At 72.8% G+C, this 20,430-nt stretch carries 20 protein-coding genes; 2 read left to right on the top strand and 18 right to left on the bottom strand.

Annotation, left to right across the window (positions count from 1 at the left end):
• Window positions 1–74: 74 nt before the first annotated feature.
• The 9 genes from AB0H75_RS01375 to AB0H75_RS01335 are packed head-to-tail and all read right to left on the bottom strand — an operon-like array spanning window position 75 to window position 6,025.
• Complete coding sequence (locus tag AB0H75_RS01375) at window positions 75–476, bottom strand: flp pilus-assembly TadE/G-like family protein (RefSeq protein WP_367788104.1); 402 nt, start codon at window positions 474–476, stop codon at window positions 75–77.
• Window positions 473–868 (bottom strand): TadE/TadG family type IV pilus assembly protein, encoded by a 396-nt coding sequence (locus AB0H75_RS01370; RefSeq protein ID WP_367788102.1) that lies wholly within the window; start codon window positions 866–868, stop codon window positions 473–475. Before AB0H75_RS01370 ends, AB0H75_RS01375 begins: the two co-directional genes overlap by 4 nt.
• Window positions 865–1,377 carry a TadE/TadG family type IV pilus assembly protein gene (locus AB0H75_RS01365; RefSeq protein ID WP_367788100.1) on the bottom strand — a complete coding sequence of 171 codons (513 nt, stop codon included), beginning with the start codon at window positions 1,375–1,377 and terminating at the stop codon, window positions 865–867. The genes AB0H75_RS01370 and AB0H75_RS01365 overlap by 4 nt, the downstream gene beginning before the upstream one ends.
• Complete coding sequence (locus AB0H75_RS01360; protein WP_367788098.1) at window positions 1,346–1,579, bottom strand: hypothetical protein; 234 nt, start codon at window positions 1,577–1,579, stop codon at window positions 1,346–1,348. Before AB0H75_RS01360 ends, AB0H75_RS01365 begins: the two co-directional genes overlap by 32 nt.
• Window positions 1,576–2,499: a type II secretion system F family protein gene (locus tag AB0H75_RS01355; protein WP_367788096.1), complete on the bottom strand. Its 924-nt coding sequence runs from the start codon at window positions 2,497–2,499 to the stop codon at window positions 1,576–1,578. Before AB0H75_RS01355 ends, AB0H75_RS01360 begins: the two co-directional genes overlap by 4 nt.
• Window positions 2,492–3,340: a type II secretion system F family protein gene (locus AB0H75_RS01350; protein ID WP_367788094.1), complete on the bottom strand. Its 849-nt coding sequence runs from the start codon at window positions 3,338–3,340 to the stop codon at window positions 2,492–2,494. The genes AB0H75_RS01355 and AB0H75_RS01350 overlap by 8 nt, the downstream gene beginning before the upstream one ends.
• 3 nt (window positions 3,341–3,343) lie before the next feature.
• On the bottom strand, window positions 3,344–4,639 hold the full coding sequence (locus AB0H75_RS01345; protein WP_367788092.1) for a CpaF family protein: 1,296 nt from the start codon (window positions 4,637–4,639) through the stop codon (window positions 3,344–3,346).
• Window positions 4,636–5,352 carry a hypothetical protein gene (locus AB0H75_RS01340; protein WP_367788090.1) on the bottom strand — a complete coding sequence of 239 codons (717 nt, stop codon included), beginning with the start codon at window positions 5,350–5,352 and terminating at the stop codon, window positions 4,636–4,638. The genes AB0H75_RS01345 and AB0H75_RS01340 overlap by 4 nt, the downstream gene beginning before the upstream one ends.
• Before the next feature lies 1 nt (window position 5,353).
• Window positions 5,354–6,025, bottom strand: coding sequence for a hypothetical protein (locus AB0H75_RS01335; protein ID WP_367788088.1), 672 nt, complete (start codon window positions 6,023–6,025; stop codon window positions 5,354–5,356).
• Between the two features lie 332 nt (window positions 6,026–6,357).
• On the opposite strand from AB0H75_RS01335, the gene AB0H75_RS01330 reads away from it, so the two are divergent.
• The gene (locus tag AB0H75_RS01330) at window positions 6,358–11,466 is read left to right on the top strand and encodes an FtsK/SpoIIIE domain-containing protein (RefSeq protein WP_367788086.1); all 5,109 of its coding nucleotides are present in this window, start codon (window positions 6,358–6,360) and stop codon (window positions 11,464–11,466) included.
• 500 nt (window positions 11,467–11,966) lie between these two features.
• Here AB0H75_RS01330 and AB0H75_RS01325 read toward each other — a convergent pair whose 3' ends face one another.
• Both AB0H75_RS01325 and AB0H75_RS01320 read right to left on the bottom strand, forming a co-directional pair.
• Window positions 11,967–13,352, bottom strand: a complete 1,386-nt coding sequence (locus AB0H75_RS01325; RefSeq protein WP_367790452.1) for a WXG100 family type VII secretion target — start codon at window positions 13,350–13,352, stop codon at window positions 11,967–11,969.
• 5 nt (window positions 13,353–13,357) lie between these two features.
• Entirely contained in the window at window positions 13,358–13,744 is a 387-nt protein-coding gene (locus AB0H75_RS01320; protein ID WP_367788084.1) for a hypothetical protein, read from the bottom strand.
• 95 nt (window positions 13,745–13,839) lie between these two features.
• On the opposite strand from AB0H75_RS01320, the gene eccB reads away from it, so the two are divergent.
• Window positions 13,840–15,282 (top strand): type VII secretion protein EccB, encoded by a 1,443-nt coding sequence (eccB, locus tag AB0H75_RS01315; RefSeq protein ID WP_367788082.1) that lies wholly within the window; start codon window positions 13,840–13,842, stop codon window positions 15,280–15,282.
• Between the two features lie 70 nt (window positions 15,283–15,352).
• Here the strand turns inward: eccB and AB0H75_RS01310 are convergent, their stop codons facing one another.
• The 7 genes from AB0H75_RS01310 to AB0H75_RS01280 all read right to left on the bottom strand — a co-directional run bounded on the left by AB0H75_RS01310 (window position 15,353) and on the right by AB0H75_RS01280 (window position 20,421).
• The gene (locus AB0H75_RS01310; RefSeq protein ID WP_367788080.1) at window positions 15,353–16,126 is read right to left on the bottom strand and encodes a WXG100 family type VII secretion target; all 774 of its coding nucleotides are present in this window, start codon (window positions 16,124–16,126) and stop codon (window positions 15,353–15,355) included.
• Window positions 16,123–17,244, bottom strand: a complete 1,122-nt coding sequence (locus AB0H75_RS01305; RefSeq protein ID WP_367788078.1) for a pentapeptide repeat-containing protein — start codon at window positions 17,242–17,244, stop codon at window positions 16,123–16,125. Before AB0H75_RS01305 ends, AB0H75_RS01310 begins: the two co-directional genes overlap by 4 nt.
• The gene (locus tag AB0H75_RS01300; RefSeq protein WP_367788076.1) at window positions 17,241–18,626 is read right to left on the bottom strand and encodes a WXG100 family type VII secretion target; all 1,386 of its coding nucleotides are present in this window, start codon (window positions 18,624–18,626) and stop codon (window positions 17,241–17,243) included. The genes AB0H75_RS01305 and AB0H75_RS01300 overlap by 4 nt, the downstream gene beginning before the upstream one ends.
• A complete protein-coding gene (locus AB0H75_RS01295) occupies window positions 18,626–19,018 on the bottom strand; it encodes a hypothetical protein (RefSeq protein WP_367788075.1) in 393 nt (130 codons plus the stop codon). Before AB0H75_RS01295 ends, AB0H75_RS01300 begins: the two co-directional genes overlap by 1 nt.
• Window positions 19,019–19,100: 82 nt before the next feature.
• Window positions 19,101–19,409 (bottom strand): WXG100 family type VII secretion target, encoded by a 309-nt coding sequence (locus AB0H75_RS01290; protein WP_367788073.1) that lies wholly within the window; start codon window positions 19,407–19,409, stop codon window positions 19,101–19,103.
• A gap of 3 nt (window positions 19,410–19,412) precedes the next feature.
• Window positions 19,413–19,760, bottom strand: coding sequence for a WXG100 family type VII secretion target (locus AB0H75_RS01285; RefSeq protein ID WP_367788071.1), 348 nt, complete (start codon window positions 19,758–19,760; stop codon window positions 19,413–19,415).
• Window positions 19,761–19,986: 226 nt separating this feature from the next.
• Entirely contained in the window at window positions 19,987–20,421 is a 435-nt protein-coding gene (locus AB0H75_RS01280) for a YbaB/EbfC family nucleoid-associated protein (RefSeq protein ID WP_367788069.1), read from the bottom strand.
• Between the last annotated feature and the right edge of the window lie 9 nt (window positions 20,422–20,430).

Below are 20,430 nucleotides of genomic sequence, written 5' to 3'. Positions count from 1 at the left end.
TTCCCGCCCTCAGCGTCCGCCTCGCGCGTTCCGCATGCCATCGAGTGGAGCGATTCGGTCTGGCTCGCCCGGGGTTACCTGGCTTGGGGCGCGGCCGTGGCCTCGCCGTTCATCTCCGCTCCCGGGAAGCCGATCGCGCCGAGGAAGAACGCCTGCCAGCGCACCGACACGCTCACCGTCACCCGCGCCTGGTCCACCGTGCAGCGGCCGCTGCGCACGTCGCCGCCCTGGGCCTCGACGATCTCGCCGGCCCGCGCGCACACCTGGTCCTCGCCGAGCAGGCGGGTCTCGCCGGTGGCGCGCAGCCGGTCGACGTCGATCTGGTCGGCGCCGGCCCGCGCGGCCTGCTCGGCCACGTCGGCCGCCCGAAGCCGGGCGTTGATCGCTCCCCCGCCGTCCACCAGCAGCCCGGCCAGCAGGAACGCGACCACGGAGAACAGCACGGTGAACACCGACATGGACCCCCGCTCGCTCACTCGACCCTCCTGAACTGCTCCAGGGGCACCACGGCGGTGCCGGTCAGCCGCTTGGTCCCGCCGAAGCCGAGGAAGCCGAGGTCCAGCTCGCAGGTGACGACGGCCTCAACCCGCCCGCCCTGCTGCCACTGCGAGCCGCCGAGCGAGACGGTGGGGGACCCGCAGGGGCCGGTGAACGCGCCCTCGGCGACGGTTCTGGCGGCCCCCTCGGCGTCGTCGAACGTGCGCTGCACGGACGCGGCCCTGGCGGCGTCCCTGGCCGCGCCGTTGACCCGTCCCTGCGACTCCACCAGCACCCCCGCGCCGGCCAGGAACATGAGGAACAGCAGGAAGACCGGGGCCAGCATGACCGTCTCCACGGCCATCGACCCGCGCTCGCGACCCGCCCTCATCGGCAGTCCTCGCCGCCGTTGTCGGGGCGGAAGCACTCGACGGGCCCGCCGGCGGTCGCGCTGATCGTGAACGCCAGCGGCGGCAGCAGCGGGATGACCTGCACGGCGCTGCCGGTCACGGTGACGAACCGCTCATCGGGCTCCTTCTCGGAGGTCGTGGCGGTCGCGCCGCCGAGCAGCTTCGGCCCGATCGCGCGGACGATCTCGGTGGCCTTGGCCGTGGCCGCGCCCTGCCAGGCGCCCGAGTCGGCCGGCGCGGCCCTGGCCACGCGCGCCCCTTCCTGGGCGGCCGCCTCGGCGACCTGCCGCGCGTGGAACCAGAGCGCCACCTGCACGATGAGCAGCGCCACGGCGAGGATGACGGGCATGATCAGCACCAGCTCGACCGCGCTGGAGCCGCGCTCGCGGGCACGGCCGCCGGAACCGCGCTCGTGGGCACGGCCGCCGGAGCCGCGCCCGCGGGGACGGCCGCGCGGCTCAGCCGTCGCCGCCGCCACCACCGCCACCACCGCCGAAGTTCTGCTGGAGCTGGTTCTGCTGCTGCTCCACCAGGGTCCTGATCAACGTGGCCAGCCCGAGCGCGACGCCCGCGATGATGGCGGTGATGATCACCCACTCGACGGCGGACGCCCCCCGGGTGGGCGCCGTCCTGGCGCGGTGGACGCGTACGGCGAGGCACGCGCGCAGATAGACGATCCAGGGATGGTTCATGAGACTCCCAACATCTTCATCGCGGCTGGGTAACTGAGAAAGATCACAAAACCGGCGCAGAGCAGGAGCTGGGCGACGAGCATCGACTGCGAGCGCTCACCCGCCCGCCCCTCGATCTCCGCCAGCTCCCGGCGGCGCAGGGTGGCGGCCCTGGCCGTGAGCGAGGAGCGGACCTTCGCGCCGTCGTCGGCCACCAGGCCGAGCGCCGCGGACAGGTCGCGCAGCTCGTCGACGTTGATCTCCTCGCCGAGCTGGCCGAGCGCCTGCCAGGGGGTGATGCCGACGATGCGCGCGCCGCGCAGGGCGTCGCGGATGCGGCCCATCGCCCAGTTGGGCTGCTCGCCGCTGACCGTGACCGCCATCATCAGGGCCTCGGGGACGCCCCGGCCGCCGGCCAGGTTCATGGAGACGAGGTCGAGGAACGCGCCGACCACGTGCCGGAAGTCGCGCCGCCTGGCCGCCGCCTCCTTGCGGATCTGCAGGTCGGGCAGGAAGAAGAAGACGAGGGCGGCCAGCACCGCCACCCAGAACGGGATGGCCGGCGAGCTGCCCCACCCCATGAGCACCAGCCAGCCGAGCAGCAGCGGGAACGCCAGCAGGCCGGCGGCGGCCAGCAGCGCCTTGGTCGCGAGGAACGCCTCGAAGGAGCGGCCGAGCAGCGCCAGGTCCGACTTGACGGACTTGACCTCCCAGCCGCGGGCGCCGTACAGGGTGGCCAGCCGTACGCCGAGGTTGCGGCGGAACGCGCCGACCTCCTCCTCGGGCAGCGCCAGCCGGATGCGCGGCGCGCCCGCGTCCTCGCGGACGGCGTCCAGCGCGAGCAGCCGGGTCACCAGCCCGGGACGGGCCGGGAAGATCGCCCGGATCAGGACGAACAGGCCGAGGCCCAGCGCGGCTCCCGCCAGCACGCTCTCAACCATCGCCGCCCTTTCCCATCAGCAGCCGCGTCGGCTTGTCGAACCTGGCCAGCCGCCGCATCCACGCGAACCCGGCGCCGAACAGCGCGGCGACCACCACCAGGACGGCCTGGCCGAGCGGGTCGTCGTACTCCTCGACGTAGTCGCCGTTGAACAGCACGAGGAGCGCGGCGAAGCCGAGCGCGGTGCCCACCACGATCTGCACGCTGCGCCGGGTCGAGCGGCGCTCGGCCTCGACGCGGCGGCGCATGTCGAGCTCCTCGCGGGCCGAGACGGCCAGCGCGCCGAGCACGTCGCGCAGGCCCGGGCCGCGCAGCCTGGAGTTGAGGATGAGCGCGGCCACCACCAGGTCGGCCGAGGGGTCGTCGAGCTCGTCGGCGAACAGCGCGAGCGCCTCGGGCAGCGCCATCCTGGTGTGCAGCCGGTCGATCATGGCCCGCAGGTGCGGGCGGAGCGTCGGCGCGGCGGCCCTGATGGACGACGGGATCGCCTGCTCCAGCCCGGCGGCGCCGGCGATGGTGTCGCGCAGCGACTCGGTCCAGGCGGCGAGCCCTTCGAGGCGGCGCATGGCGGCCCGCTCCTCGGCCGCGCCGCCCGACAGCCCGCGCCAGGCGAACACCAGCAGCACCGTGCCCACCGCCGCCACCGGCCATCGGGTGACGACCAGCACCAGCGTGGCGGCCACGGCGGCGACCGCGCCGCGCGTGGTCAGCATCCTGACCAGGTGGCGCTCGGGCTGCGGCGGGCGGGGGCGCAGCCCGTACAGCGACAGGACCAGCAGGAACAGGCCGCCGCCCGCGAGGGCTCCGGCCAGCAGGGCGAGCGGGTTCGTCGCGGCGCCCATCGGTCACCACCCTCCCGGGGAGTAACCGTGCGCCATGAGCTCGTCCAGGCAGGAGACCGGCGCGTGCGGCACGGCGCCCCCCTCGGGGCCGGGCACGAACACCTCGCTCGACAGGACGCGGCCGTCGCAGCCGTTGACCTCGCGGACGCTGGAGACGTAGCGGCGCAGGGTGCCGCCGCGGTGGTAGTCGTTGCGCTTCTCGACGAAGACCACGAAGTCGATGGCGCCGGCGATGAGCATGTGCGTGGCGTCGATGGGCAGGCGCTCGCGGGCCTGGAGCGCGTACGTGGCGATGCGGTTGAAGACCTCCATGCTGGAGTTGGCGTGGATGGTCGACAGCGAGCCGTCGTTGCCCTGGGTCATCGCGTTGAGCATGGTGACGATCTCGTCGCCGAGGACCTCGCCGACGATGACGCGGCTGGGGTTCATCCGCAGCGAGCGGCGGACCAGCTCGGCCATGGAGATCTCGCCCTGGCCCTCGGAGTTGGGCAGGCGCTGCTCGAAGGCGACGACGTTGGGGTGCAGCTCGGCGAACTGGTCCAGGCCCAGCTCCAGGGCGCGCTCGACGGTGATGAGGCGCTCGGCGGGCGGGATCTCGTTGGCCAGGGCGCGCAGGAGGGTGGTCTTGCCGGCGTTGGTGGAGCCGGCGATCATGATGTTCTTGCGGGCGGCGACCGCCGCGCTCAGGAACCTGCCCAGGTCGGGGCTTATCGTGCCGTTGCCCACGAGGTCGCTGAGGAAGACCTTGCCCAGGCGGGCGCGGCGGATGGAGATCGCGGGGCGCACCGTGACGTCCATGACGGCGCTGAGCCGCGAGCCGTCGGGCAGGCGCAGGTCGAGCTGGGGGTTGGCGGTGTCGAACGGGCGGCTCGACAGGCCCGAGTAGGCGGCCAGGATCTGGATCAGCTCGATCAGCTCGTCGTCGGAGTCGGCGACCGGCTCGTGCCTGACCTCCTGGCCGTCGGCGTAGCTGACGAAGACGTGGTCGCAGCCGTTGATGTCGATGTTCTCGACCTGGGGGTCGTCCAGCAGCGGTTGCAGGCGGCCCACGCCGAACAGCGCGGCGTGGATGCCGGCCGCCAGCGCCTCCTCCTCCTCGACCGTGGGCGGCGTGCGTCCTGAGCCGATCTCGTTGCGCGCGTGCTCCTCCAGGACCTGCGAGATCAGCGCCCTGGCGAACTGGCGCTCGTCCTCGCCGGTCATGGCGGGCAGGCCGTTGGCCTGGTCGAGGCGGCGCTGGTGGGCCAGGCGGTCGCCGACCTCCTGGCGGAAGCGCTTGACCAGCGCGTGGTCGATCATCGGTGGCTCACCAGCCTCGCTGCCAGGTCGCGGGCCGTGCGGATGAGGAGGGAGCGGTCGAGCCGGCCGCCCCACTGGCCGCGCAACAGCTCGGCTCCCTTGGGGTCGTGGGCCAGGCCGTAGACGAACTGCACGCTCGGGCCGACGATCCTGCGCACGTCGTCGATGGAGGCGCGGTAGGCGCGCGGGTCGGCGATGACGACGACGCCGTGGGCCTTGGTGAGCTGGAGGCGCTCGCGCAGGTGCGCCACGTGGTCGAGGGTGGCCCTGGTGAGCAGGACGACCTGCTCGGCCTCGGCCAGCAGGTCGCCGAGATGGGGGTGGGCGCCGAGGCGGCCGCAGTCGGCGATGACGTCGGCGTCCGGGATCGCGGCGAGCGCGCGGCCCAACGGGCCCCACAGCCAGGTGAGGCCGGTGGCCTGCTCGGCGTGGGTGAGCCCGGCCAGCACGTCCAGCCCGCCGACGATCTTCTGCGTGTGCTGGTGGATCTGGGCGGGCTCCAGGCCGCGCCGGGCGGTGGCGCCCAGCGTGAGCAGGCCCCTGCCGGGGTTGAGCACGCCGCCCCCGGCGGCGGGCAGGCGGTAGGCGAGGTCGCCGCCGGCCGGGTCGCACTCGGCCAGCAGCACCGGCCGCGGCCACACCGCGGCCAGCGCCGTGGCGGCCGTGGTCACTCCCGGCGCGCCCTTGTCGGCGGCCAGCACGATCAGCCCCACGTCAGCGCGCTCCCGGCAGCTCGGCCACGGCGATCTCGCCGGTGGAGGCGAAACCCACTATTTCCGGCGCGGCCGATGAATCCACCACCACCGTGATCTGGCCGGAATTCCCGGTGCTTCCGGACTTGCCGCCGGCGGCGAAGACAAGAGCGTCGGGAGCGAGTACGCGAGTTTGGCCCTGACTCGTACGGCTCGGCACGTAAATAATCTGAATGCGATCGCCCGCGGCGATTCCGGCGGGCATTTGCCCGGGTTTAAGCGCCAGCCCGACGGTCGCCTTTCCCTCGCCCAGCTCGGTGCTCGTCCGCGCGCCCATCCGGTTCGTCAGCAGGGTGCCGGGCAGGATCGTGACGGCGGCGAAGCTGTCGGCGACCTGCTCGCGCTGCGACCAGCTGACGTGGTCGACGCCCTCGCCCGCGATCTTGACCTCTTCCAGCGCCTCCAGCGGAATGCGCTGGCCTGCGCCGATCTGCTGGGTCACCCGGATGGCCGAGACGCGGCCGCCGCTGTTGAGCACGAGCATGGTGGTGGCCAGCGCGCCGCCGAGGATGAGCAGGACGGCCAGCGCGGCCAGGGCCGGCTTGCGCTCCCTGGGGGGCACGGGAAGCTTGCGCGAGGCCGGGCCGGACAACCCCGCCGCCGTGCCGGCGGCAGGCTTTTCACTGGTCCTCATGGGTGGGGGCTCCCGATGTCAAGGGCGGAACGCACGCCATTATGTGGGCCGTGACGCGACGTTGGAGGCGGAATGCGAGGACCGATGCTCGTTTCGCAGGTGGCGGCATGTCAATAGGTGATAACCAATGCCTGTTGTTTCTATCGAGTTGACGAATCAGCAATTATCAGGCTGAGTCCGTCACTTCCTTCACATCAGTCACCCGGTTCTCACGGTTATCCACAGAACCGCGTTCTCATGCCATTGCCGTCGACCGGAGGGTCTAATCTCGCCGCGGGCGTTACCTTGGCGCCCGGATCGTGCCGCCCGACGTCCAGCGAGGAGACCCAACGATGCGGATCATGCTCACCGTGCTCGGCGGGCAGGGCGAGCGCGACGTCGTGATCGAGGGCCACGACGACGCCACCGTGGCCCGGGTGAGCGGGGCGCTCGGCGGCCACGCCCCCCTGGCGCAGGTCCTCCGCCTGCCCCGGGCCCGCGCCCCCTACGGCATCCCCTCCGGCGGCGGCGGGCAGCTCCGCGTGCCGCCGCAGCGCCGCCCCGAGCCCGCCGCGGGCGCGCTCACCGGGCGGGAGCCCGTCATGTGGCGCGACGGGAGGCCGCTCGACCCGCGCGCGCGGGCCGCGTCCGTGCTGCGCGACGGCGACCGGGTCACGCTCGACCCCGCCCTGGCCAGGGCCACGCTCGTCGAGGAGCCCGGCGGGGTGGCCGAGGTGCGGGTGGTGGGCGGGCCCTGCGCGGGCGCCGTCCACCGGCTGGGGCTCGGCGCGCACGTCATCGGCGCCGACCCCATGTGCGCGATCGCCGTGGCCGATCCCGCGCTCGCTCCCGAGGCGGTGACCGTACGCGTGACGCCCGACGCGATCACCGCCGAGCGCACCTGGCGAGAGCCGGACGAGGCCCCCAAGCTCAAGCTGAAGGGGCGCTGGGCCGAGGAGGTGGCCGAGCTGACGGCGCGGGTCGCCGAGCGGGAGGCCGCCGAGCGGGCCGCCGGCTACGCCGAGATCCCCCAGCTGGACGGCCGGCCGCTCACCGCGCCCGTCCCCTGGCCCGACCAGGCGGTGCTCACCTGCGGCTCGTCGGTGTTCGTGCTGACCGCGGTCGAGCCCAGAGACGCCCACCTGGCGCCGCTCGGCGACGGCGGCGTCGCCTACAACCGGCCGCCGCGGCTGCGCAGGCCGGAGCCCGAGCGCGTGTTCGTCCGGCCCAAGGAGCCGGCCAGGAGCGAGGGGCTGCGCCTGCAACTGCTGGCCGCGCTCCTGCCCGCCGTGCTGGGGGTCACCCTCGCCTTCGCGCTCAAGCAGCCCTACTACCTGCTCGTCGCCCTGATGACGCCGGTCATCATGATCGGCCAGTGGTGGAGCGACCGCCGCCACGGCAAGAAGCAGTACAAGAAGGCGCTGAAGGAGCACCGCGAGCGCCTCCAGGAATACGAGGCGGCCGTCGAGCGCGCCCGGGTGGCCGACGAGGCGGCCCGCCGCGCCGGCGCGCCCGACCCCGCGCAGGTGCTGCTCACGGCCACCGGGCCGCGCAGGCGGCTGTGGGAGCGCCGCATCCACGACCCCGACGCGCTCCGGCTCCGGGTCGGGCTCGCCGACCTGCCCGCCGACCTGGAGCTGTCGGAGGAGCAAGGCGGGCCGCTCGACCCGCCGGCCTGCCGGTCGGTGCCCGTGGCGCTGCCCATGCGCCGGCTGGGGGTCGCCGGCGTCACCGGCCCGCGCGCCTTCGCCGCCGGTCTGGCGAGCTGGCTCGTCGCCCAGGCCGCCACCCTCCACAGCCCGCGCGACCTGGCCGTCGTGATCGTCTCGGCGCACGCCGACGCCGAGCGCCGCTGGGGCTGGATGCGCTGGCTCCCCCACTGCGCGCCGCGCGCCGGCGAGGAGTGCCTGGCGCTGATCGGCGTCGATCCCGACTCGGCCGCCCGCCGCGTCTCCGAGCTGGCCGCCCTCATCGACGAGCGGCAGAACACCAAGATCCCCGAGCTGGGCAAGATCCCCACCGGCTGGGACGACCTCGGCGGCACCGGCGCGGACAAACCGGCCTTCTCCTCCTACGACGTGCGTCCCTACGACGTCCTGGTGATCCTCGACGGCGCCCAGGTGCTGCGCGGCCTGCCCGGCATGCCGCAGGTGCTGCGCCAGGGCCCGCGCTCGGGCGTCTACACCCTGGCCATCGACGACGACCAGCGCCTGCTGCCGGAGGAGTGCCAGACCGTCGCCGCCTGCGGCCCCGACGGCCTGGTCCACCTGCGTGGCGGCGGCCTCGACGCCATCGGTCCCGTGCTGGGCGACGCCGTCTCGCCCGCGTGGTGCGACCGCCTGGCCCGGGCCCTGGCCCCCATCCGCGACGTGAGCCGCGACGCCCCCGGCGGCGACCTGCCCGACGCGGCCCGCCTGCTCGACCTCATGGGCCTGCCCAGCCCGTCCGGCACCGAGCTGGCCGCGCGCTGGAGCGCCCGCGGCTCCACCGAGGCGCTCATCGGCGTCGGCCCCGACGGGCCGTTCTCGGTGGACCTGCGGCTCGACGGCCCGCACGGGCTGATCGCGGGCACCACCGGCGCGGGCAAGTCGGAGCTGCTGCAGACGCTGATCTGCGCGCTGGCTGTCGCCAACCGGCCCGACCAGCTCACGTTCGTGCTCATCGACTACAAGGGCGGGGCGGCGTTCAAGGAGTGCGTACGGCTGCCGCACACGGTCGGCATGGTCAGCGACCTCGACGGCCACCTGACGCAGCGTGCCCTCGACTCGCTGGCCGCGGAGATCCGCCGCCGCGAGCGCCTGCTGTTCGAGGCGGGGGCCAAAGACCTCGACGACTACGCGGGGCCCGTCGCCCTGCCCCGGCTGGTCCTGATCATCGACGAGTTCGCCGCGCTGGTGGCCGAGCTGCCCGACTTCGTCACCGGCCTGGTCGACATCGCCCGCCGGGGCCGCTCGCTGGGCATCCACCTGATCCTGGCCACGCAGCGTCCCGCCGGGGTGGTGACGGCCGACATCCAGGCCAACACCTCGCTGCGCATCGCGCTGCGGGTGACCGAGCCGGCCGAGTCGTCCGACGTCATCGACCTGCCCGACGCCGCCCAGATCTCCAAGAGCACCCCGGGCCGGTGCTACGTGCGCTCGGGGGCGGGGGCGGCGGTCGCGGTGCAGACGGCCCGCGTCGGCGGCCGGAGCCCGGTGGTCCCCTCTGCGGGCGACGGCCTGTCCGCCTCCGCCGGGGTGCGGGTGATCGACGTGCCGTGGCACGCGCTGGGCCGCCCGCTTCCCCGGCCGCCCGAGCCGGAGGAGGAGTCGGCGGTCACCGACCTCACGCTGGTGGCCGACGCCCTCATCGAGGCCGCCCGGCTGACCGGCGTCCCGGCCCAGCCCAGCCCCTGGCTCGACCCCCTTCCCACCCATTTCGTCCTCCCGCTGCCCGTCCCTTCGACCGCCCCGCCCGCCCCCGAGGACCAGGGCCTCGCGTCCGGCGCCGGTGACGCGGGCGGACTCGGCGGCACGGGCGGACTCGGCCACGCGGGCGGGCTCGGCCAGGGCGCCACCCTGGACGGGACCTCGCCCGATACACCTGGCCCGACATCCGAGGCGGCGTCCGGCTCGGCATCTGGGGCGCCGTCCGGCTCGGCGCCCTCCGGGCTGCCCTTCCGCGGGGATCCGATGCGGAGCCGGGCCCGAGTGAAGGGATCCGGGCAGCCGGTGCTGGACGACTCCGGCCGTCCGGGGAAGGCCAACGTGTACCCGTCCTCCGTGACGGGAGCACCCCCGGTGTCCCGTCCCGAGCCGACCCCGCCGTCCGGCTTCGGCGCTCCCCCGGGCGGCGGCGCGCTGCCTGCCCCCGGGAGCGGGGCGTTCGCCGAGGTGGAGCCGCTGCCGTTCGGGATCACCGATCGCCCCTGGGCCCAGGACCGCCGGCCGCTGACGCTGGACCTCGCGCACGGCGGGCATCTGCTCATCGCGGGTGCCGCGCGCAGCGGCAGGTCCACGGCGCTGCGGACGATCGCCGGCTCCATCACCGCGCACGTCTCCCCCGACGACGTCCACGTCCACGCGATCGACTGCGGCTCCGGGGCGTTGCTGCCGCTGGTGTCCATGCCGCACTGCGGCGCGGTGGTCACGCGTGACCAGCTCGACCGGGTCGAGCGCCTGCTCGCCCGGCTCCGGGCCGAGATCGGCCGCCGCCAGCAGCTCCTGGCCGAGTCCGGCCACGCCTCGCTGGCCGAGTACCGGCAGGCCGGGCACCGGCTCCCCTGGCTGGTGTTCATGCTGGACCGGTGGGAGGGCTTCGTGGCCGCGTTCGAGAGCTACGACTACGGGCGGCTGATCGAGGCGCTGCTCCAGCTGTTGCGCGAGGGGCCCGCCGTGGGGTTCCGGGCGGTGATCACTAGTGACCGGTCGGGGCTGCTGGGCCAGGTGTCCACGGTGTTCGAGGACCGGTTGCTGCTGCGCCTGTCCGATCCCGCCGACTACGGGCTGGCCGGGTTCCCGCTCAAGGGGTTGCCCGCGTCCGTCCCGCCGGGGCGCGCCCTGTCCATCGGTGACCACGGCATCGTCGAGCACCACATCGCCCTGCTCTCGGCCGACCCGGCCGGCCCCGCCCAGGTCGCGGCCCTTCAGGCGCTCGCCCGCGCCGTCACCGCCTCGCACGACGCCGCCGGCGGCGGGGGAGATCGTCCCGCGGGTGCGCACGGGTCCTCGTCCCGTCAGGGGCGGGCCGGGCACGCCCTGCCGTCCTCGGCGGGCAGAGGCGCGTGGCGCTGGACGGGACAGCCGCCGTTGCGGGTGGACGCGCTGCCGATGCGCATCACCGCGGCCGAGACCTTCGACCTCGATCCGTCGTTCGTCCCGCCGTCGCCGCTGTGGGCGCTGGTCGGAGCCGGGGGTGACGCTCTGGCGCCGCTGGGGCTCGACCTCCTCGCGCACGGCCCGGCCGCGGTGATCGCGGGGCCGGCCCGCTCCGGGCGCTCGTCCACGCTGCTGACGGCGGCCCGCTCGCTGATCCAGCGAGGAACGCCGGTCCTCGCCGTCACCCCGCGCCGCAGCCCGCTGCGCGAGCTGGACGGAGTGCTGGCGGTGCTGGACGGCAACGCGGACAACCTGGCGGGGCTGGTCGCCGACCTGCGCGACTACGTCGTCCTGGTGGACGACGCCGAGCTGGTCAACGCCGACTCCCCGCTGGGGACGGCCCTGGAGGAGGTGCTCCGCTCGGGCCGGGACGGCGACCACGGGCTGCTCCTGGCGGGCACGACCGGGGATCTGGCCGTCGCCTACCGCGGATTCGTGGCCGAGGCCCGCAAGTCGCGTACGGGGGTGCTGCTGGCGGTGCAGGGGCAGACGGACGGAGACCTGTTCAACATCCGGCTGCCGCGCGGCACGGTGGGCGGCCCTCCCGGCCGCGGCTTCCTCGTGACCACCGGCACCATCACCCCCGTACAGGCGGCCCTCCCCTGACCCCGCCCCAGGACGAGAGGAGGGGAAGAGGGGACGGCGAGGACCGGGACGTTCCCGACCGAGACCGGAACGGGTCCGGTCGAGACCGGGACGCTCCGGATCGGGACCGAAACGGGCCCTCCGTTCAGGGCCGGGGTCCCACAGGGTCAGAGCCGGGCTCCTACAGGGTCGGGTCGCCGCCCAGGGTCGGCACCATCACCTCAGGGCCAGGACCGACCCAGGGTCGGCACCACCACCTCAGGGCCAGGACCGCCCAGGGTCAGGACCATTACCCCATGGCCGGGCCGCCCCGAAGCCAGGGCTCGGTCCCAGAGTCACGGCCCTCGTCTCAAAGCCGGGACCACCCGCCCAAGGCCGAGGTCACCACTCCCGCTGGAGGCCCGTCCCAGAGCCGAGCCGCCCCGAGACCTGAGGCCCGTTCCAGAGGTGGTCGGCCGGCAGAGCCCGGGTCGGTGGGTTCTGCCGGTCGGATCCGTGGTTGAGGGGCAGGGTGGGGAGGGTCAGCCGATGCGGCTGTTGACCACCGAGCCGGGGTCGCTGCCCCATACGTCGTCGTCCTCGTGGAGCCACGTCGTGGACTCCTGCTTCTCGGACTCCTGGGCCCCCGCTCCGCCGCCCGCGCCCATCGGGAGGAAGGGCATGCCGGTGCCCGAGGTCGCGGCGCGGGTGGCGGCGGTGGTGGCGTTCGGGGGCAGGCCCGCGACGCCGCCGCCGGTCGCCGTGCCGGGGCCGCCCGCGGTGCCCGGCGGGTACGCCGTCGAGGGCGAGCCGTAGCCGGGGACGCCGGTGGACGGGTGGGTGGCGGGGTTGGCGCCGGCCGCCGGGTTGTAGCCGTTGGCGGACGTGGGGTTGAAGTCCTGGAGGCTGGTGGTGGGGTTGGTGCCGGTGGCCGCCGGGTTCTGGTGCAGGGCGGCGGGGTTGTAGGCCGGGTTCGTGCCGCCCGGTGAGGTGGAGCCGCCCGGGACGGGGACGTTCGGCGAGGCACCGGTCCCGTTGCCGCCGGGGCCGCTGCCGTTGCCGCCGCCGGGGCCGTTGCCGCCAGGGCCGTTGCCGCCAGGGCCGTTGCCGGGGGGATAGGTGCCGTTCGGGTAGCCCGGGTTCGCCGGGTAGCCGGTCGCCGGGTCGGTGGTGCCGAAGGGCGGGCCGCTGGTCGAGCCGGTGGGGACACCCTGGTAGCCCGAGCCGTCGTACGGGCCCGGCTGCGTGTTCCCGTACGGGTGATCGCCCTTCGGGTAGGGAACCGTGGGCGGCGGGTTCTGGTCCGGCTGCGGGTAGCTGATGTCCCTGAGGACCTTCTCCACGCTGTCCGGGATCTGCTGGTGGACGTGCTGAAGGTCGTTGGCGAACGTCCGCAGGTGCAGGCCGGCCAGCTCGTCCTGGGAGCCGAAGTCGCCCGTCGCGCTGTCACCGCCGTAGACGCCGGTGTAGGTGCTGTAGATGTCGGGGATGCTGTCGTTCCAGCTCCCGCCGGCCAGGCCGCCCTGGTTGGCCCAGGTGGGCATGATGCCCTTCATGTCGTCGTCGATGAACGCCTGGTGCTTGCGCACCACGTTGGCGAGGTTCTCGACGGGTTCGTGCATCTTGCTCAGCTTGTCGGCCAGCTCGCCGAGCGTCAGGAACAGGACCCCGAGCGCCTTCTGGGCCTCGACCGACGCGTTGCCCTCCCAGACCTTGGCCAGCTCGCGAGCCTGCTCCTCGATGCCCTTCTGGGCGTCGCTGACGGCTTTGTTGGCGTCCTTGTAGGCGGTCGCGGCCTGCTTGATGCGCGTGGCGTCGAAGCCCTTGATGAAGGTGACGACCTCCTCGACGCTGCGGCCGCCCGTCTCGGTGGCCCAGGAGCCGCAGGAGGGCTTCAGCATGTGGGTCTTCTTCTTCTCGCCGCCCATGCCGCTCACGCCCCGCCTTCGTTGGCCGCGTTGGTCACCTTGTACTTGCCGGCTCCGGCTTCCACCAGGGCGATCGCGATGTCGAAGTTCTGCAGGGCTTCCTGGTAGACGTTCAGGAACTCCCGGTGGGCCTGCGACAGCGTGGTGGCCATGGACGGGCCGGCTTCCCAGCGTTCGAGGCTCTGCAGGTGCTGGCGCACGTCGGCGAGCGAGCCGTTCACGCTGAGGTCCTGGATCGAGCCCTGGTATTCGCCGTAGCCGCCGCCGTTGACGGGCTTCATGATCTCACGCAGCGCTTTGGCGATGTTCATGATCTTGTCGGCGCTGTACGTGACGCCGTCCCGCTCGGCCTCAAGACCCGGCCAGTTCTTGGGCGGTTGCGTTTCTCCCACGAGACCTCCCCCTTGGCGCTCGATCAAGCACCTTACTCTGAATGTTCCTTTTCCGTACAGAAGACTCAGTGTCAACTTGCGTAACATGAGGCGCTATGCAGACCCAGAAGGATCTTTACCAGGCGCATCGGCTCATGACCCAGCGCCTGGGTCTGGCGCTGCTGCAAGGAGAGCCGGACGTCCCCGAGTCGCCCATGCGCCGGCAGAACGTGGCCACCTTCGCGGGCGTGCTGGTCGCGATCCTGGTCGCGGCCGCGTTCGGGATCTGGGGGCTGCTCAAGCCGGGCAACGCCACCAAGCTCACCGAGGCCGGGCAGCTCCTCGTCGAGGAGGAGACCGGCGCCTCGTACGTCTACAACCAGCAGACCGGCAAGCTGCAGCCGGTGGCCAACTACGTCTCCGCCCGGCTCCTGCTCGACAGCGACAACGTCAAGGTCAGGACGGTCTCCACCGAGTCGCTGGCCGGCTTCGCGCGCGGGCAGAAGGTGGGCATCCAGGGCGCGCCGGACACGCTTCCCAAGCGGGAGCGGCTGGTCAAGGCCCCGTGGTCGGCCTGCGTGGTCGAGGGCGCGGACGCGGCGGGGGTGCGCAAGCCGTTCGTGACGCTCGTGGGCGGCACGGACGTCGGCGGGACGCCCGTGGGCGGCGAGGCGCTGGTCGTCAACGACGGGCAGCAGAGCTGGGTCTTGTGGGCCAACCAGCGCATGCGGGTGACGAACGTGGACCGGCTCACCGACCAGGCCCCCCGCCGCGTCCCGTCGTCGTGGATCAACGCGATCCCGACGGGCGTGGACTTCGCCGCCCCGCCGATCCCGCAGCGGGGCAAGAAGGTGACCGGTCCCGGCGGCCGGCCGGCCAGGGTCGGGCAGGTGTTCAAGGTGCCGTCCGTGGCGGGCACGGGCGACCGGTGGTACGTGATGATGGCCGACGGCCTGGCCCCCATCAAGCACACGCAGGCGATGATGTTGCTCCTGGACCCGGCCAGCAAGGCCGCCTACGGCCAGCAGCCGGTACGCGACACGGCCATCGACGCGGCGAGCGCCAACGCGACCAAGGCGTCCGCGCAGCGCCCGATGGACAGCGCGCTGCCGGACACCATGCCGCGCTTCCGCACGCCGGGCGTGTCCACGCCGCTGTGCGCGGTCTACAAGGACACGCAGAAGGGCTCGACCAAGGCCGTGCTGACCACGGGCAGCAGGATCCGCATCCCGACGCCGGCCGCGAGCGCCGGCGCGGACAAGGTGGACCAGGTGCTGCTGCCGGCGGGCAGCGCGGTGCTGGCCGGGACGCTGCCGGGCGACGGGCAGCTCTCGGCGGTCCAGCAGTACTCGCTGATCACCGAGCAGGGCAGGAGGTTCCCGCTCATCTCGGCGGACCTGGTGACCAAGCTGGGGTACGAGGCGAGCGACGCCGCGCCGGTGCCCGCCCACCTGCTGCGGCTGATCCCCGACGGGCCCATCCTGGACCCGGCGGCGGCCCGCGCGCCGGTGCAGGACGTCCAGGGCATCCCGCAGCAGCCGCAGACCACGACGCAGTGAGAAGACCAGGCGAACGGCGGAGACCAGGCGGACGGCGGCGGGCTCAGGTCTCGAACGAGCCGCCGCCGGCTCAGGTCTCGAACGAGCCGCCACCGTAAGGGTTCATGGACTTGTCCATCTTCGGCATGAGGGCGCCGGCGTCCTCGTCGTACGTCAGGCCGTCCTGTGTGAACGGCGTCCCCTTGCCGCTCGTCATGGCGGTCATCTCGTTCGGGATGGCCTTGAGCGTGGGGAAGACCTTGCCGGCCGCCTCGCTCGCCTGGACGGCGGAGTACATGGCGAAGGTGAGGCCGCCGGCCACCATGGCCTGCTTGCGGACGACCTGCTTGACCGCGGCGAGCGTGATCCTGCCCTGGGCGGCGTCCGCCACCTCGGCGGTGGCGGCGGTGACCGGGTTGGCCTTCGCGACGAGCTTGTAGATCCCGAGCGCCATCATGCTGATGGCGATGGTGCTGCAGATGTACGCGCCCACCTTGTAGAAGCCGGCCGTCGACTCGACGCCGTCGCCCGTGTCGTTGCGGATCTCCTTGAGGTTCACCAGCGACTGCTTGTAGCTCTTGTGGACGGCGTCGAACGCTTCGAACGCCTCGCCCTCCCACTTCCCCTGGTCCTGGAGCTGGGTCCTGAGGTTGGTGAGCTGGGTGTCCAGCTCGTCCAGCTCGGTGGTGTCGCCGCCGCGGTCGGACGTGCGCCACTTCTTGGCCGACTCCTCCATGCCCTCCGGGTCGGAGATCATGGTGCCGATGGCGCTGGCGGTGTAGAAGGCCCAGGGCGAGCGGATCATGAAGGCGGCGGCCGTGGCCATTCCGGCCGCGACCATGTACGTCTCCTTGTAGATGCTCACAGCAGGTCGTCCTCCTGGCCGAGCACCGGAGGCGCGATGTCCTCGTCGCCGCCCCAGACGCCCTCGTCCTCGGCCAGGCCGACCGCCTTGTCGCGGTCGCGTTCCTGGTTGTTGTTGGCGCCGGCGCCCATCGGCATCATGGGCATCATCGGCATCCCGGACGCGCCCGCCCCGCGCAGGCCGGCGGCGGCCGCGTTGCCCGGCAGGACGCCGCCCGCGCCGAGGCCGCTGCCCGCGCCGACCCCGGTGCCGCCGCCGGGACCGCCGAGGGACGTCGCGGGAATGCCGGTGCGGGTGCCCGGTCCGGCGGCGTTCGGATCGACGGTGGGGAGCTGCGGCGTCGTGGGCTGGAACGACGACAGGTCGGTCTTGCGCGGGTTGAGCGCGGCGTCGAGGTCGGGGACGCGGGTGTCCGCCGGGTTCGTGGCCGGCAGATTGGCGTTCGGCAGGTTGGCGTTGGGCAGATTGGCGTTGGGCAGATTGGCGTTCGGCAGGTTGGGGTTCGGCACGTTCGAGCCGGGGACGTCGCCGCCGGGCAGGTTCGAGCCGGGCAGGTCGGAGCCGGGGAGGTTCGAGCCGGGCAGGTCACTACCGGGCAGGTTCGAGCCCGGCAGATCGGAGCCCGGCAGGTCGGAACCGGGCAGTTTCGAGCCGGGCAGGTCGGAGCCGGGCAGCTTGGGGTCGGTCAGGCCGGCGGGCAGGGCGTTCTTCCCCGGGTTCCCGAGGTCCTTGGGCAGGCCGGCCGGGAAGGGGTCGCTGGGCGGCAGGTTGGAGCCGCTGTTGTCGTCGGCCGCCCGGTAGTTCTTGTCCGCGGCTCTCAGCGCCGGGTCCCAGCTCGCCAGCGCCTCCTGTGCCCTGGTCAGCGCCTTGCGCTGGCTCTCGATGGCCTTCTCGTGGACGTTCTGGACACCGATGCCGAGCACCCCGAAGTGCGGCCAGGGCACGGGCAACTGGCCGGACGCCTGGTTCAGCTGGCCCAGGAGCTCGGTCTGGCCCGAGATCTTCTTGCCCGCGTTGTCCAGCTCGCCCTTGGTGAAGGAGATGCCCGACGACGGCTTGCCGTCGGCGGTGAGGCCAGGCAGGTTGCCGTAGGGGCTGCTCGGTCCGGTGTGCGTCATCCGATCACGGGCTCCGTGGTGTCGTGGCCGGTCGTCCAGGCGCTCGCGTCCTCGGTGAGGAACGTGCTCCGCTCCAGGTCACCGTGCTCGCCCGCGCCGCCGGCGCCGCCCGTGAAGGGCATGAGCGGCATCCCGGACGACATCCCGCCGGCACCGCGCGCACCGGCCGCGCCCAGCGGCGACTGGCCGGCGACGAGGCCCGGCGAGCCGATCACCGAGGGAACGCCCGGCGTGCCGCCGATCGGCGTGGTGCCCACCGGGGTGAGGCTCACGCTGGGCGGCGGGCTGATCGTGGTGGTGGACGGGAGCGTGCCGAGGGACGGCGTGAGCGTGCCGGTCTGCGGCTGGAAGCCGGCCATGTCGGTCCGGCGCGGATCGAGGCCGTCCGAGCCGCCGGTGGTCGTGCGGTCCTCGCCGCCGATGACCGGGGGCACGGTGCCGTCGCCCGTGCCGGAGCCGGAGTTCTGGCCCGGGTTCTGGGTCTGGCCGGGGTCCTGGGTGCCCGGGGCGCCCGGGTTGTTCGGGTCCGGCGGGGTGGAGCCGCCCGGGTCGGTGCCTCCGGGGTTGGATCCGCCAGAGTCGCCAGGGCCGCCCGAGCCGCCGGAACCGGAACCGCCGGAGCCCGAACCACCTGAACCCGAGCCACTGGAGCCCGAGCCGCCCGAGCCCGAACCACCGGAACCCGAGCCACCGGAGCCGGAGCCCGAGCCGGAGCCGGAGGAGCCGGAGCCCGACCCGCCGTAGCCCGACCCGGAGCCGGTGTCGCCCACGGAGCGGAAGGTGGGGCCGGTCGTGCCGGAGCCGTCCGGGTAGTCCACCTTCTTGGTCTCGGCGGGCGGCGGGATGGTGACCGTCGGCAGCTCGTAGGAGACGTCGTGCGGGACCTCGATGTTGTAGAGGCTCACGATCTGCTTGTTGAGCTCCCACAGCGCCCGCTGGGCCTGCACCTTCTCCAGGCCGTCCCGGACGACCTTCTCCTCGGCGGAGCTCATCTGGTTGGCGCCCGGGACCGTCACCTCCTCGCTCGCCTTGCTCTTGGCGGTCGTGAGGTGTCCCGCGTACGTGTTCAGCGCCCCGGCCATCAGGTTCAGCTTGGTGGACAGCTCCCGGCCCGAGGCGTGCAGCATCTCCAGCGCGTGGCGGGCCTTGGCGGCGTCCGGCCCCTTCCAGACCTGGACGATCTTCGCGGCGTGCTCCTCCAGGGAGTTGACCGCCTGCTCGATCTTGGTCGAGGCGTACTGGTACGTCTGCCCCGCGCCCTGGATCGTGGCCGGGTCGGTCTTGCCGAGCAGCCGCTTGATCTCGTCGGCTTCCATCTGGGGCCAGTCGCCCTGCGGCATCCTCTCGAAGGAGAGGATGACGACGACCTCCCGCTCACTCATCAGGCGTTACCCTCGTTCTCCCGGCGGGCGCGGTCCAGGTTCTCCGCGCTGGCCTCGACGGCCTCGACCACGCTCTTGTAAGCGTCGATGAACTTCTGGTAGACCTCGGCGAACTTGGCGCCCGCGTTGCTGGAGCCGACGGTGGCGGCGAGGGCCAGGGCGTCGTTCCACTCCCCGATCTGGGCCGCCGAGAGCTCGCCGCCCTTGGAGAGCTGGTTGATGTTGCCGTTCGGCCGCTCGCCGTTGCCCAGCATGGCGTCGAGGCCGGCGCGCAGCTCCTGGGCGACCGCGCGGATGGCCTGCGGCGAGTTCTCCCGCGCCTCGCCGTCGAACAAATGGGCGTCAGCGGACAGGGGGTCGGGGCCCCCCTCCATGGCGTCCTTCTGGGTCATGCCTCACCCTCTAGCGACGAAGCTCTCGGCCACCGCGCCGGACGGAGGGCCGGGCGATGACCGAGAAAGGGGACGGTCCGGGCTAGTCCGTCCAGATGCTGATGTTGCGCCGCTCGGCGCTCTCGTAGTTGCCCTTGGCGATGTTGACCGCCGTGGCGGCCTGGAACAGCTGCTGGCCCATGGCCTTCTCGTGCTGGTTCCACTCTTCGCGCTTGCGGTCGAAGAAGCCCTGGGCCTCGCCCTCCCAGCTCGCGCCGAGCTCCTTCTTGATGTCCTGGTAGAGGTCGTCGGTGGCCTTGTCGAGCTCGGTGACCACCTTCTTGAGCTCCTCGTAGGCGCTTTCCAGGGAGCCGAAGTTGACGTACGTGTAGTCGTCGGGCTGGATGGACATGCGTCAGCTCGCCTTCTGGTTGGCGTTGATGAGGGAGTCGATGCGGCCGGCGCTACCGTCGCTGGCGAAGCCACCGACGATGTCCATGTTCTGGTCGGCGGCGTTGGCGTAGACGCCGGCGCCGATGTTGAGCCGGTCGTAGATGTCCTCAAGGATCTTGATGACCCCCTTGAACTCGGCATCCCACTGGTCCATCGCGCCGCTGAACTTCGCGTACGCGCCGCCCTGCCACTTCAGGCCGGCCTTGATCTCCTGCACCCGCTGCCGCATGCCCTCGATGTACTGCGCGGTGTCCTGGCAATAGCCCGCCGCGTTCTTCAGCTGAGTCGGGCTGGCCCCGTACAGCGACACTTGACCTCCAAGGTCGTTCTTCGTCTGCTACGGCGGTGGTCACCCCAAAGGATCGAACTACCCCCGCGAACAACATCAAATGGCATGGTAGCCACCATCAACCCCACAATTCCCAGAAACCTCAGATTACGGATTTGTCGCGCTGTAGCGACTTTTCGGTAAACGTGCTGGTAAGTGGCCTAGGATGCCCTGACATCCGGATCAAGTGGGCTGTAGACGGGCGACGTCAGAGCTCCAGCCGGCGGCGGATGCGGTCCAGCTCGCCCATGACGTCGGTGAACGCCCGGTCGTGGATCGCCTCGGCCCGCTTGACCTCCTCCAGCGCCGCCTCCGGGTCCGCCAGCGGGTTGCCGCTCTCGCCGAAGACGCCGGCCATCAGCTCGGCGAACCTGCGCTGGTAGTCGGCCACCGCCTCGGCCAGCGTCGCCTTGATCAGGTCGGCCAGCTCGGCCGAGCCCAGCCGCATGGCCTTGGGGTGCAGCTCCAGCTCCCGGACGCCGTTCTGGCCGTACTCCACGACGACCATGCCGTTCTCCTCCTCGGCACGGCCCACGACGTCGCCGGCGGCCCGCTGGAACTCCCCGAGCCGGTTGAACTGGTCGTCCATGCCCGCGAGCAGCTTGTCGATGTCGATCTTGGCGAAGTCGCCGAACTCCTGCATCACATCTCT

The organism is Nonomuraea sp. NPDC050783, assembly GCF_040802095.1.
Classification (GTDB): Bacteria; Actinomycetota; Actinomycetes; order Streptosporangiales; family Streptosporangiaceae; genus Nonomuraea.
This window is presented reverse-complemented; position numbering and strand designations above follow the sequence as displayed.

Coding starts and splice junctions, on each gene's coding strand:
- AB0H75_RS01370 (WP_367788102.1), bottom strand. CDS start 868: ATGAGGGCGGGTCGCGAGCGCGGGTCGATGGCCGTGGAGACGGTCATG.
- AB0H75_RS01360 (WP_367788098.1), bottom strand. CDS start 1,579: ATGAACCATCCCTGGATCGTCTATCTGCGCGCGTGCCTCGCCGTACGC.
- AB0H75_RS01355 (WP_367788096.1), bottom strand. CDS start 2,499: ATGGTTGAGAGCGTGCTGGCGGGAGCCGCGCTGGGCCTCGGCCTGTTC.
- AB0H75_RS01350 (WP_367788094.1), bottom strand. CDS start 3,340: ATGGGCGCCGCGACGAACCCGCTCGCCCTGCTGGCCGGAGCCCTCGCG.
- AB0H75_RS01345 (WP_367788092.1), bottom strand. CDS start 4,639: ATGATCGACCACGCGCTGGTCAAGCGCTTCCGCCAGGAGGTCGGCGAC.
- AB0H75_RS01335 (WP_367788088.1), bottom strand. CDS start 6,025: ATGAGGACCAGTGAAAAGCCTGCCGCCGGCACGGCGGCGGGGTTGTCC.
- AB0H75_RS01330 (WP_367788086.1), top strand. CDS start 6,358: ATGCGGATCATGCTCACCGTGCTCGGCGGGCAGGGCGAGCGCGACGTC.
- AB0H75_RS01325 (WP_367790452.1), bottom strand. CDS start 13,352: ATGGGCGGCGAGAAGAAGAAGACCCACATGCTGAAGCCCTCCTGCGGC.
- eccB (WP_367788082.1), top strand. CDS start 13,840: ATGCAGACCCAGAAGGATCTTTACCAGGCGCATCGGCTCATGACCCAG.
- AB0H75_RS01305 (WP_367788078.1), bottom strand. CDS start 17,244: ATGACGCACACCGGACCGAGCAGCCCCTACGGCAACCTGCCTGGCCTC.
- AB0H75_RS01300 (WP_367788076.1), bottom strand. CDS start 18,626: ATGAGTGAGCGGGAGGTCGTCGTCATCCTCTCCTTCGAGAGGATGCCG.
- AB0H75_RS01295 (WP_367788075.1), bottom strand. CDS start 19,018: ATGACCCAGAAGGACGCCATGGAGGGGGGCCCCGACCCCCTGTCCGCT.
- AB0H75_RS01290 (WP_367788073.1), bottom strand. CDS start 19,409: ATGTCCATCCAGCCCGACGACTACACGTACGTCAACTTCGGCTCCCTG.
- AB0H75_RS01280 (WP_367788069.1), bottom strand. CDS start 20,421: ATGCAGGAGTTCGGCGACTTCGCCAAGATCGACATCGACAAGCTGCTC.